The following is a 12293-nucleotide window of genomic DNA, read 5'->3' as shown; positions in this document are numbered from 1 at the left end:
CTTGGGGATCGACCAACTCGCGGTCCCCGGCTCCGGGCGGCCCCAGGCGCAGATCGCCCACAATCGGCGATCGCGGCCCGGACTCAAGCGCACTGGTCATCAGACACCTCCTTCGATAGGCCATAGTCGCTGGAGCCCCCGGCGTAGTCGGTGGTGGAGCCGCCTCTCGAGCTCACTCGGACCGAGGCTGCCGGGACGCCGGCTTCGGCCAGGTGTCCCATGCGGAAGAAGGGGTTGGCCCCGCTCGCATCGACGGGCTCCGAGGTCTTCAGGCGACGGTAGACGAGCCGAAACCCTCGGACGGCCCGCTCGCGCCACGCATGGCGCAGACGGCTCCGGGGTGATTCAAGAACCGGGGTGAACGCCAGCTCGTCGAAAGGTGCGGGGACCTGCTCTCCTTCGATGAGACAGTCCTCCGTCGCAGGACCGACCAACGCCTGAACCGCGTCGGCCCAGGTGCGGGGCGATACTGCGGTCAACTCAGCGACAGGGGCGCCGGCATCGCGGATTGCGAGCGAGGCATTCGCAGCGCTCGAGACAGCCACCCGGACCCCGACCACGGTCGACGCGCCGCTGCCGTAGCAGAGTTCGATCGCCCGCACGAGGGGCTTGGCGTCCTCGCCGTCCTCCGGGTCTCCCGGGTCGTCGGGTGCGCCGTACTGGAGTCGGGCTTGTCCAGGCATGGCCAGCGTGGTCGGCCTGAGCACCGGGCCGGCCGAGGCGGTGGCGACCACGGGCAACCCGCCCGTGGACACTCCTTCCGCCGTGAGGAGGCCCTCGGCGCGACCGTCAATGTACGTTCCGAGGATTATCGATTCAGTCATCGCGGCACCCTCCCTGCGCAGATGACGGGGGTGACGTGGGCGCTGTTCGCCTACGAATAATGCGATTGCCGAGAGGCGCTGAACATCTACGATAGGTCTGCCGTGTCTGACGCCGCAGGCAAATCCGATGCATTCCTAATGCTTCGTTCAAGCGGCAACGCGAGGACCGCGCTGTCAGAGGCTGGTCCATCATTCGGACCGCGGCACCCAGCACGTGTTCATCGCCTACAGCGAACCGCTTGCCACCGCGGGCGCCGTCGCCTTATCGGGTCCAACCGCAGCAGTTACGACAAGATTGACGCCGAGTCCCTCAACGGCCTGTATACGACCGAACTGATCTGATGCCGCGGCCCGCGGCGCGGCCTCGAAGGCGTCGAGTTCGCGACCACGGAATAGGTCGACTGGAACGACCCCACCCACCTGCACTTCCTGGTGAAGCGGCGTTCCCCCAGTCGAGCACGAACAGCAGCACTACCGACAGAACACCGACACGGACACCACCGAGTCGGCACAACCGAGCCTCCATGCGTCCCCGGGCGGTCCACGGGCCGTAGCTCGCGGAGTGTTCCGCGCGCTCGCCGGTCGAAGCATGCTGCCCAACTACAGCGACTTGCGACCAGCGACGAGACAAGAACCTCCCTAACCACCGCCGCAAACCACCTCTGCATTGCCCCACGGCTCTCTCGCAGCTCGAACTCGGCGCACGCCGAAACGACTATTTTGCGGACACCTACGGAGCCTTGCTCAACGCCGCTTGACACCAATAGGACCCCTTTGGCTCATGGCGGCCATCCATTGGACTGCTCGAGGAACATTCCGCACTCATCAGGTGCCGCCCCCGAGGCCTGGCGCGGATGCTGCGCGCGAGCTCGATGCCGTAGGCCGTGGGTGCGGTGCCACCGCCTCCTCTGTCCTTGTTCAGATTGATCAAAGATGTCGGGGCTCGGCGAGCCCGCCCAGCGTGGTCAAGAGCGGTTTGACCACGTCGGGCACGTTGCCGTCGGACCAGTGGAACGTCCGATGCCGTTGATTGTGCGACAGACGCACCGTGTAGGTGAACTGGTCGGCGCCGGGCCCGGCATACGGTCTCGCGTCCTTGGAGTCCTCGGGGTTCACGGGCACCTCGGCCTTCGAGGCCCCGGACAGCAGGTCTGTCGCCACCCGGAATTGGTCCTCGGGAAGGTCGGGCCCAGCGCACTCGGCGGCCAGGTCGACGCCCGCGAACCCGCCACTGCGCAGGTACGTGATGTGCAGCTCGTCGCTCGCCACACTTCGAGGATAGTCCGGGCGCCCACGCGCTGCGCGGCTGCGCCGGCGGATCAGCCGGAGCAGCCGCAGGTCAGCCGGATCAGCGAACCTTCACCTTGACCGCGTCCCATCCGGTCTTGACTGCCCCAGCCTCGGTGCTCGTCGCGCCGTAGCGAGCGCGGGCCGAGCGGAGCGTGAGCGAGGCGAACTTCGCGAAGGTGGAGTTCGGCTTGAGCCTCGGGTCGACGAGCGTGTCGTACCAGATCTGCCCGGCGGCCTCCCAGGCGTTGCCGCCGATGCTCGTCGCGATGACGTAGAAGGCATGGTTCGGGATGCCCGAGTTGGTGTGGACGCCGCCGTTGTCGGAGGTGGTGTGTACGTAACCGTCCATGGTCGAGGGCTGGTTGTCGTACGGGTTCGCCGTGCCGGGCGCCTTCATCGACCGGAGCGCGGGGGCCAGTTGTGGCCCCACGATGTCGGCGCCGATGAGCCAGTCGGCGGCTGCTGCATCCTGGCCGAGGTGGTACTGCTTGACGAGTGAGCCGAAGACGTCCGACACCGACTCGTTGAGCGCGCCGGACTGTCCGGAGTACAGCAGGTTGGCTTCATGCTGGGTCACCCCGTGGGTGAGCTCGTGGCCGACGACGTCTGTGCCCTTGGTCGTGTCGGTGAGCATCTTGCCGTCGCCGTCGCCGAAGAACATGTGCCCGGCGCCGTCCCAGAAGGCGTTGTCGTAGCTGGTGCCGAAGTGGACGAGCCCCTCGATCTGCATGCCCTGGTCGTCGATCGAGTCGCGGTGGAAGATGTCCCAGTACAGCTTGTAGGTGTACCCGAAGTTGTCGTACGCCTGATTGACCGACACGTCGGCAACCGGCCCTTGACCTTCCGACCTGGCCAACGTCCCGGGCGTGCCCGCCGTCGAGTGGTTCTGGTCGTAGATGGCGCGGTTGGGGGTGCCAGCTCCGACGCGCGGGGCGACGGCCCGGTCAGTGGCGATGGTCCGAGCCGCGGTCTCTGCCCGGACGAGACGGAAGCTGTGGTCCAGCTGGAGCGTCTCGAGCAAGGCTTGACGCTGGTCGGGATCGGCTTCGCGGGCGATGGCGGCCAACAGGTCGGGCGGGACGATGCAGGCGAGCGAGTGGCGGGGCATGAGGGACTCCAATCATCGAGGAGATTCCCCGTGGAGCGTGCCGCCCCCGGGGCTGGAACCACCAGTCAGAGGCCGCAGAGCGCCTACAGATACGTGGGCGCTTGAGGGGCCTGCACGACAACGGTATGCCGCCGGGCCGCTTCCGTCCGCGGATCCGGTGGCGCCGCTGGGGCGTCGGGGGCGCTGTTGCTGGATGGCGCAGTCCTCACCGGCATCATCGGTTGGGCGCCTCTGCCCTCGCCCGTGAGGTGGGGCGCGGATGCCCACACAGGCACTCCGGCGGCGGAAGAGCCCATCCGGTCGGTCGACCCCTCCCGCGCCTCAGCACGTGTGGCCGAGAGGGTTCGAGCAGGTTGGATTTCCGCCACCTACTGACCCTGTACCCCGGACGTCACCTACGCGTCACCGCCCCACACGGCATACGGCGCCGGTCGGACTGTTGCAGAGAGGGTGTCAGGGGCCACCGTGACGACTCCGTGACGATGCCTGGACGAACCGGCGACAGGCGCCTGACACCCGTCGCGGACAGTGGGCAACGTGGCCACGTTTCAGGCGGTCGGGGCGGTCCCCGAGGCGATCACCACGCTCTTTCGGCAGGCTTGGGAGAGCGACCTGCTCGGTGGCCTCGAGCCGGAGTTCGAGGTTTACCACGGCAAGGACTTCAACGCCCCGATGAGCACGGGCATCTCGGTTTTCGTCTACCAGGTGAGCACCGACCCGGTGCAGCGCACTCTCCCACCTGCCGAGGTCTCGCACCGCCGCCCGCTGCCACTGCGCATGTCGCTGCTGCTCACCGCGTGGGCCAAGGACGCGTCGATCGAGCACGCCCTGCTCGGCTGGGCGATGCGCACGGTCGCCGACGCCCCGGTGCTCTCGGCAGGCTTCCTCAATGCCGCAGCCCCAGGCGTGTTCGGCCCCGATGAGACGGTCGAGCTCAGCCCGGTCGAGCTGACCAACGACGAGGTCTTCCAGGTCTGGCAGGTCTTGCCGAGCAGCCTTCAGCTCTCAGCGGCATACGTAGCCCGAGTGCTGCGCCTCGAGTCCGAGCTCGTCGTGCCCTCGGGCGGACCTGTGCTCGAGCGCGCGCTGGACCTTGCGGAGCCCTGATGGCAACGCGACTGCTCGAACGCCTGTCCCAGCGCGCGCTCCTCGCGCTCGACTGTCGCGACCGCGTGACCGGCAAGCAGATCGCGGACGGCCTGACCGCGACAGTGTGGCGCATCGACGACCCCGCCACAAAGTACACTGCGCGTCGATCTCCGGTGTCCGGGCTCCTCGGCGTCGCTCTCGTACGCGGAGTCGTCACCCGCGCCAGGGGTCCGGCCGGCCAGCTGGCCACGTGGCCCGTGGGCGACCCCGCTGCCGGCCCGGCCCTCGTCTGCGCTCTGGTCGCCGACCGGCTGGGACGTTACCTGCCCGCGGCAATCTCGGTCGCCGTACCGGTCGCAACTCCGCTGGTGCTCGAGCTCGACTCCCATCCGGCGCGGCCGGCGCCCGGGGGCGTGGCGACCATCCGCGGCGAGGTACACGACCACAGCACGAACGTGCCCCTCGACTCGGCTGTCGTCCGCGTCGTGACCGAGTCCATCACCTACGAGACGGTCACGGACGGTCTGGGCAGGTTCCTGCTCTACGTCCCGTGGCCCGATGCGTTGCCCCCGCTGTCCGGGTCGATCCCGCTCGGCACCGGCCTCGCATCGCTCGAGTGGGACGTGACCGTGTCGGTGCGCAGTCGGCCGGCAGCCCTGGTCCGCTCCCCCGGCCTTCGCCCGGACGACCCGCCGGACCGCGCGTCCGTCGAGGCACAGCCGGTGGCTCAGCTCGACGGCACCCACCCGTCGCTCCAGAAGACGCTCGAGTACGGGTCGCCACTCGTGCTCACCCTCTCGGTGGAGCCCTCGCCGTGAGCAAGTCCCGACCCAGTTCCAGAAGTGAGGCGATCGCCCGATGCCCCAGTACCTAGCCCCTGGCGTCTACGTCGAGGAGCTTCCCGGCCCGCGAACCATCCAAGGCGTCAGCACCAGCACCGCAGCCTTCATCGGCCCAACGCGCTACGGCCCGACCAGCGGCCGGCCGCAGCTGCTCACCTCGTACCTCGACTTCGCGCGGATCTACGGCGACGCGGTCGACCTCTCCTTCGCCGACGGCGCAGAACCGATCACGAACTACCTGGCGCTCGGGGCGAAGGGCTTCTTCGACGAGGGTGGCAGCAGCCTCTACGTCGTGCGCACGTTCGCCTACACCGACGGCGAGAACCCGGCGTTGGACCACGCGGTCGCCACCACCGACCCGCCCGCCCCGTCGGACCCGGCCTTGACGGTCCGGGCCCGGTTCCCCGGGCTCGCCGGTCGCATGCGGGTGGCCTTCACCCTCAAGTCCGGCAACAACGTGCTCGTCTCGACCGCGGCCGGCAACGTGCTGACGCGCGTCCACGAGTACGACCTCGTCTGGGCCGAGACCGCGGCCAGCAACCCCGACGCGGGCGCCTACGTCGTCCGGCGCGACCCCGCCACCGGCGACCTGCACCTCGCCGGGGGCACCCCTGACGTGCAGCTCGACGACCTCGGAGCCGTCTACCCGCTGGCCGTGGTCGTCGAGGTCCGGCGCCCGACCGTCAACGCCCAAGGACTGCCGGCCCTCGGGCCGCCCACGGTGGTCGGCGAGTTCGGGTTCGACCCGCGAGCGGCCGGCACCGGCATCACCACGGTCCTCACCGCCAACCCGCCGACGCGGTCGCTGGCGCTCACGGTGCCCATCGCGATCGAGGACGTCGACGGGCTCGGTGCGGACGTCGACGGTCTGCCCGGTGCCATCGCGCGAGCCATCCTCGGAGAAGCGGTGCTCGCCACCTCGGCCGACCCGACCGCCTCCCTCGCGGATCGGCAGGTCGTGGTCAGCCTCGCGAACGGCAGCGACGGCAACACTCCCGAAAGCATTGCGTACGAGGGCGACCCGCTCACGTTCTCCGACTATCAGGCTGTCGCGACGGACCTGCCGTTCAACGGGCTGCTGGCTCTCGAGGCGGTCGAGGACATCTCGATCGTCGCGGCCCCCGGCGCGGGCGGTGGCTGGGTCGGCGCGGGAGGCGACGCGGGACCGGCCGCCCAGGCGATCAACGGGGCGTTGATGACCCACTGCGAGAAGATGCTCTACCGGGTCGCGGCGCTCGAGACGCCGGCGCAGCTGCTGCCCGGCGAGGCGCTCGACTTCCGCAACCTGCGCTCGTCGGACCTCGCAGCGATCTACTACCCGTGGATCACCGTCACGCACCCGATCGACGGCAGCCGGGTCGACGTGCCGCCCGCCGCGTATGCCGCCGGCATCTGGGCTCGCAGCGACAACGACCGCGGCGTCATCAAGGCGCCCGCCAACGAGGTGGTGAGGTCGGCCCTCGACCTCGAGACGCGTCTCAACCGGGCGCAGCAGGAGCTGCTCAACCCCGATGGGGTGAACTGCCTGCGGTTCTTCCCGGGCCCGGGCTTCCTCGTCTGGGGCGCCCGCACGGTCTCCGACGACCCCGAGTGGAAGTACCTGTCGATCCGCCGGTACTTCAACTACCTCGAGAAGTCGATCGACGAGGGCACCCAGTGGGTGGTCTTCGAGGTGAACGGCCCCGCGCTGTGGGCCAGCGTCCGCCACACCATCGAGGGGTTCCTCCTCAACGAGTGGCGGTCGGGTGCCCTGCTCGGGAGCAAGCCGGAACAGGGCTTCTTCGTCCGGTGCGACGCCTCCACCATGACGGCCGACGACCTCGACCAGGGTCGCCTCGTGTGTTTGATCGGGGTCGCCGCCGCGCGGCCTGCGGAGTTCGTCATCTTCCGCGTCAGCCAGATCACCGCCCAGAGCGGCGCGTGAGAAAGGACCTGCCATGGCCGTCCAGCGCGACAACCCCTACGGGAGCTTCAACTTCCTCGTCGACTTCGCCACCGGGGACGTGAACTCCACGAAGGCCGGCTTCCAGGAGGTGACCGGCATGAACATCGAGGTCACCTCCGCGGACTACCGCAACGGAAACTCGCCGAAGAACCACTCGATCAAGGTCAACGGCGTCTACAAGGTCGGTGACGTGACGTTCAAGCGCGGACTCATCGGCGCCACCGACCTCTACGACTGGGTGAACGCCATCCGCACGGGCGAGCGGCGCATCATCCCCACCGTGACGGTGAGCCTGCTCGACGAGGCGCACGAGGGCCCCACGATGGTGTGGAAGCTGCTCAACGCGCGTCCGATCCGCTACACCGCGCCCGCACTCAACGCCAAGACCGGCACCGATGTCGCGATCGAAGAGCTGGTGCTGTCGGTCGAGGACCTCGAGATCGAGTAGCGCACCCCGATGACGGCGACCCTGACCCTGCGCGGCCGACTCCCCGGAGTCGACGTCGACGCCACCCTGCCCGCCGCCGAACAGGCGGTGCGGCTCGACGTCGCGGGGTTCGTGGGGTTCGCCGAACGCGGACCACTCGACACCCCGGTCGCGATCGAGGACCCGGCACAGTATGCCGCCGTGTTCGGAGGCGATGTCGCGCTCGCTCAGGACGCCGGCGCGCCGGTGCCGGCCCAGCTGCCGACCTGCGTTCGCTCGTTCTTCGACAACGGCGGACGGCGTTGCTACGTCGTGCGGGTCGCCGGGCCGCAAGCCAGCTCGGGTCGGTGGCGGGTCCCGGGACTCGAGGTCCGGTTCGCAGGCACGACAGCGACCTTTCCGGTCGCCGTCTCAGCGGCCTGGCCGGGGTCGTGGTCGACGGGAACGTCCGTGCAGACCGTCCTGCTGTCCCAGCAGCTCACGCCGGGCGGGCCCTACTCGCGGCAGGAGGGCGGGGCGTACGGCCGGCTGCCGCTCGACCCTCGAGCGCAGGTCGGTCTCCAGTCGGGCGATCTGCTCCTGCTCGACCTGGGGCCACTCGGACCCGGACTGTTCTGCCGGGTGCGGTCGGTCGACCCGGAGGCGGGCCCGCTGGTCGATCTCGAGCTCCCGGTCGCCGCTGACGGGTCGCCGTCGCCGGTGGCGGTCGCCAGCCTGCCGCTCGTCCTGCCGGTGCGCTCCGCCCGCCTGTTGCGCTTCGACCTCGTCGTGCGCCGCCATCACCCGCCCGGCGCGCCGGAGCTCGAGCGATGGGGCGACCTGGCGTTCGCGCCGGCCACGGTGCTGCCCGCCGCGCGGCCCTGCTGGACCGACGTGCTCCAGGCCGGCGTGGCACCGGACCTTCGCCGCTCGCTGCTGGTGAGGCAGGACGACCTGACCCTCGAGCAGGTGGCCGAAGGTGGCCTGGCGGTGCCGTTCGGGATGGCGCTGCCCACCGGCACGGCGGACGTCGCCGACGGCCTCGGCGACGACCCGTCCGGCGCCGACGGTGTGCTCACCGACGGTGACGACGACCTGGACCAGCTCTCGCTCGACGTCTTCACCGACCCGCGGCTGCGGGACGACTCCGTGTTCAGCCTGCTGGCGGACGCCGACCAGCTGACCTCACTCGCCCATGAGAGCGCCCAGCTGCGTGGGATCCACGCCCTGGTCGGCATCGACGAGGTGGCGATCGTCGCGGTCCCGGATGCGATCCAGCGGGGATGGTTTCCGCCGCCCCCTCCCCTGCCCGAGCCACTTCCCGTGCCGACCCCGGTGGAGCCGGAGCCGGTCGACTGGTCCGGGTTCAGGGGGTGCGAGGTGCCCGACCCGGTCGAGCCACCGGTGCCGGAGCCGGCGCCCGCTCCGACCATCGAGGACGGGCTGCCCGAGCTCGAGCCGATCGCCTTCTACGACGAGCAGGCCCTGCTCGACGTCCAGGTCGCACTCGTGACGATGTGCGCGGCCCGGGCCGACCAGGTCGCACTCCTGTGCGTGCCGAGACACTACGACGTGGCGGCCACCGTCGCCTGGCGTGACAGCCTGGCCGGCGACCAGCGGGTGCTTGACAGCGCCTCGACGGCGACCCCGCCGCTCGGCTACGCGGGCCTGTGGCACCCCTGGGTCTCCGTGGCGATCGGGACGACGGACGGCGTCGCGGTCCAGCGCGACGTCCCGCCGGACGGCGTCGCCGCCGGGTGCATCGCCACGCGCGAGCTCGCCCGGGGCGCCTGGATCGCGCCGGCCGGAATACCGCTGCGTGGAGTCCTGCGGACGGTCCCCGCCGTCACCCGTGCCGAGCAGGTGACCCTCTTCGACGCGCACGCCAACCTCGTCGTGCACCCGCCCGGGACCTTCACCCTGCTCAGCGCGCACACGCTGACCGACCAGCCGCCGCTGCTGCAGGTGTCGGTTCGCCGCCTGCTCATCCTCATCCGCAAGATCGCCCTCCGTCTGGGCCAGCGGTACGCGTTCGAGGTCGACAACGACCGGTTCCGGCAGCAGGTCCGGATGCGGTTCGACCGGATCCTCGGCGCGCTGGTCGAACGAGGCGGCCTCGCCGCGTACCGGGTCGTCGTCGACGACGCCCTCGCTTCCGCGGCAGCCACCCCCGGCGAGGTCGTCGTGCAGCTGCAGGTCGCCCCCACCACCCCGGTGGAGTTCATCACGGTGACCTTGCGGCGCACCGACGAGGGCCTGCTCGACGTGGTGGAGGGCTGACCGATGGCCGGATCCGACATCCCCCTGACCACCTTCCGGTTCGAGGTCGTGCTCGACCTCGACCAGCCGAGCGCCGGGCTCACCAGCCCCCTGTGTGACGCGGCCTTCGCCGAGGCCGAAGGGCTGGACATGACCATGCAGCACAAGACGGTCGAGTCCGGAGGCGTCAACGACCGGCAGATCCAGCTCATCGGGCCGGTCACCTACGGCAACCTCACGCTGCGCCGCGGCATGACCCGCGACCTCCAGCTGTGGACCTGGTTCACCAACGGCACGCGCCCGGGGTCCGTGCTCACCGCGCACGGCGAAGTGACGATGTGGGCGCGTGACGGCACCCCCGCCGTCCGGTTCACCCTCACCGGCTGCCTCCCGATCAAGATGCGCGCCCCCGCGCTCAACGCCAAGGACGGGCTGGTCGCGGTCGAGGAGCTGACGCTCGTCTACCAGAAGCTGGCCGTGGCCGACCCGGCGGCGGGCAGCCAGGCCATCTCGGCGTCATTCGGCGCCACCGCGTCGCTCACCGCGTCCGCGTCGGCGTCGTTCTCGGCCGGGGCGTCCGTCTCGGCGGACGCGTCCTTCGGAGGTGGGCTGTGACCGGCATCGCGCGCATCACCGAGTGGGACCGCCAGGCCAACCAGAAGGTCAAGGACGGAGTCAGCCTCGCGGTCGACTTCGACCCCAAGACCCTGTCGGTGACGTACAACCCGATGGGCCCGGTCCGCTCCGCCTACCTGCGCACACCGCCTGGCACCCGGAGCAAGGCGCCGACCGAACAGACCGGGGAGACCGACACGTTCACGGTCGACCTGCTCTTCGACTCCTCGGTGGAGGGGACGTCGGTGCAGCTGAAGACGGACCAGCTCGTCCGACTCATCTCCTACGACAAGCCGACCGACAACCCGCCCCCGCGCAAGGTTGTGCAGTTCCACTGGGGCAGCTTCACCTTCTACGGCTCGATCACCGCGCTCTCGCAGACGTTCACGTTCTTCGACGCGTCCGGGACTCCGCTGCGGGCGGACGTCCACCTGGTCATGACTGGCGTGAGCCTGCTCGACACCGACGACAAGCGGGCAGCCAGCTCGGGCGGAGGCCTCGGCGGCGGAGTCGGAGCCTCGGCGTCGGTCGGAGCCTCGTTCGGCGCCGGAGCCGGCCTCGGTGCGAGCGCGGGGGTGTCGGCGAGCGCGAGCGTGGGCTCGACGGCCGCGGTCGGCACGACGCCGCTCTCCCTCAGCCAGTCCGGGGACACCGTGGCGGCGGTCGCCGCGCGGGCCGGTGGTGGCGTGTCGTGGAAGGCGGTCGCCGCCGCCAACGGCATCGACAACCCACGGCTGCTCGTCCCCGGCACTGTCATCGACGCCTCGATCAGGACCTCGTGAGACCAAGGAGAACAGATGCCCATCGAGATCCGTGACCTGATCGTCGAGTCCGAGTCGGCCGCGCCGACCGGGGCGACGGGGCCGACCAGGTCCGGCGCGGAACCGGGCCCGGCGCCGATGCAGCCGAGCGCATCCGATGCCGGACGGATGCTCGAGACGCTGCGGCGCGCCGCCACGGACCGCCACGACCGGCGCAGGGCCGACTGATGACCGACCTTACGGCATACGTCTCCACCCCGAGGGTCTCGGTCGGCGGCAGCCTCAACGCCGCCGTCGGCGGCGACCTGGTCTGGATGGAGGTCGAGGAGGACATCGCCGGGATGTGCACGCTGGAGGCGCGGCTGCTCACCCAAGGGCCCGCCGACCCGCCGGCGAACTACCGCTATCTCGACCGGACCGCCCTCGACTTCGGGACCACCCTGTCGGTGCGGATGGGGCCGCAGGGAGCCGACCCGGTCTTCGACGGCCGCGTCACGGCGATCGGGGCGGACTACCCGGGCGACTCCTACGCCACCGTCACGGTCAAGGCGGAGGACGCCTTGCAGGAGCTGCGACTTGCGCGCCGGACCCGCACCTTCGAGGACAGCACCCTGGCCGACATCGCGCAGACCATCGCAGGCGACCACGGCCTCACGGCGCAGGTCGACGTCGACGGCCCCCAGCGCCGGGTGAGCAGCCAGGTCAACCTCAGCGATCTCGCCTTCCTGCGCAGCGCGGCCCAGGCCGACGGCGCGGAGGTCTGGCTCAGCGGCACCACCCTTCACCTGCAGGGGCGGGCGGACCGGGACGCCGGCGAGACCTCGCTGCGCTACGGCGGCGGCGACCTGCTGTCCTTCGCGGTCACCGCGGACCTGGCTCACCAGTGCACCGACGTGACGGTGACCGGCTGGTCGGTGTCGGACAAGGACGCCATCGCCGAGACCGGAGGCGAGGACTCCATCCGCGACGAGCTCGGGGACGGGACCTCGGGGACGGCCATCATCGAGGCCGCGTTCTCGGAGCGTCACGAGCGGCTGGTCGTGGCCGAGCCCCTTGCCTCGGACGACGCCAGGTCGCGAGCCGCCGCGGCGTACCTGGACCGCGCCCGCCGGTTCGTCACGGGAACCGGCACCGCCGCCGGCCGTCCTGAGATC

At 70.4% G+C, this 12293-nt stretch carries 12 protein-coding genes; 9 read left to right on the top strand and 3 right to left on the bottom strand.

The window, feature by feature from the left end:
- Positions 1-83 precede the first annotated feature (83 nt).
- From AC1DP0_RS09500 to AC1DP0_RS09490, 3 genes are all read right to left on the bottom strand, one after another.
- On the bottom strand, positions 84-734 hold the full coding sequence (locus AC1DP0_RS09500; RefSeq protein ID WP_478084020.1) for a hypothetical protein: 651 nt from the start codon (positions 732-734) through the stop codon (positions 84-86).
- Positions 735-1751: 1017 nt separating this feature from the next.
- Positions 1752-2093, bottom strand: a complete 342-nt coding sequence (locus AC1DP0_RS09495; protein ID WP_478084018.1) for a protealysin inhibitor emfourin — start codon at positions 2091-2093, stop codon at positions 1752-1754.
- A gap of 79 nt (positions 2094-2172) precedes the next feature.
- The gene (locus AC1DP0_RS09490; protein ID WP_478084016.1) at positions 2173-3222 is read right to left on the bottom strand and encodes a M4 family metallopeptidase; all 1050 of its coding nucleotides are present in this window, start codon (positions 3220-3222) and stop codon (positions 2173-2175) included.
- Between the two features lie 537 nt (positions 3223-3759).
- Here AC1DP0_RS09490 and AC1DP0_RS09485 point away from each other — a divergent pair.
- The 9 genes from AC1DP0_RS09485 to AC1DP0_RS09445 form a co-directional block, all read left to right on the top strand.
- The gene (locus tag AC1DP0_RS09485) at positions 3760-4329 is read left to right on the top strand and encodes a Pvc16 family protein (RefSeq protein WP_478084014.1); all 570 of its coding nucleotides are present in this window, start codon (positions 3760-3762) and stop codon (positions 4327-4329) included.
- Complete coding sequence (locus AC1DP0_RS09480) at positions 4329-5129, top strand: hypothetical protein (RefSeq protein WP_478084012.1); 801 nt, start codon at positions 4329-4331, stop codon at positions 5127-5129. Before AC1DP0_RS09485 ends, AC1DP0_RS09480 begins: the two co-directional genes overlap by 1 nt.
- 40 nt (positions 5130-5169) lie before the next feature.
- Entirely contained in the window at positions 5170-7077 is a 1908-nt protein-coding gene (locus tag AC1DP0_RS09475) for a phage tail sheath subtilisin-like domain-containing protein (RefSeq protein WP_478084010.1), read from the top strand.
- 13 nt (positions 7078-7090) lie between these two features.
- Positions 7091-7546, top strand: a complete 456-nt coding sequence (locus AC1DP0_RS09470) for a phage tail protein (RefSeq protein ID WP_478084008.1) — start codon at positions 7091-7093, stop codon at positions 7544-7546.
- Between the two features lie 9 nt (positions 7547-7555).
- Positions 7556-9784, top strand: coding sequence for a phage tail sheath C-terminal domain-containing protein (locus tag AC1DP0_RS09465; protein WP_478084006.1), 2229 nt, complete (start codon positions 7556-7558; stop codon positions 9782-9784).
- A 3-nt stretch (positions 9785-9787) separates the two neighbouring features.
- Positions 9788-10378, top strand: a complete 591-nt coding sequence (locus AC1DP0_RS09460) for a phage tail protein (RefSeq protein ID WP_478084004.1) — start codon at positions 9788-9790, stop codon at positions 10376-10378.
- On the top strand, positions 10375-11160 hold the full coding sequence (locus tag AC1DP0_RS09455; protein WP_478084003.1) for a CIS tube protein: 786 nt from the start codon (positions 10375-10377) through the stop codon (positions 11158-11160). The genes AC1DP0_RS09460 and AC1DP0_RS09455 overlap by 4 nt, the downstream gene beginning before the upstream one ends.
- A 15-nt stretch (positions 11161-11175) precedes the next feature.
- Positions 11176-11367 (top strand): hypothetical protein, encoded by a 192-nt coding sequence (locus tag AC1DP0_RS09450; protein ID WP_478084001.1) that lies wholly within the window; start codon positions 11176-11178, stop codon positions 11365-11367.
- The coding region (locus AC1DP0_RS09445) for a phage late control D family protein (RefSeq protein ID WP_478083999.1) at positions 11367-12293 on the top strand (927 nt) is incomplete at its 3' end. The genes AC1DP0_RS09450 and AC1DP0_RS09445, both read left to right, overlap by 1 nt.

This window comes from Terrabacter sp. P5_B1 (assembly GCF_056400505.1).
Note: the sequence above shows the minus strand (reverse complement) of the source record. Positions and strands in the feature narration are given on the sequence as shown.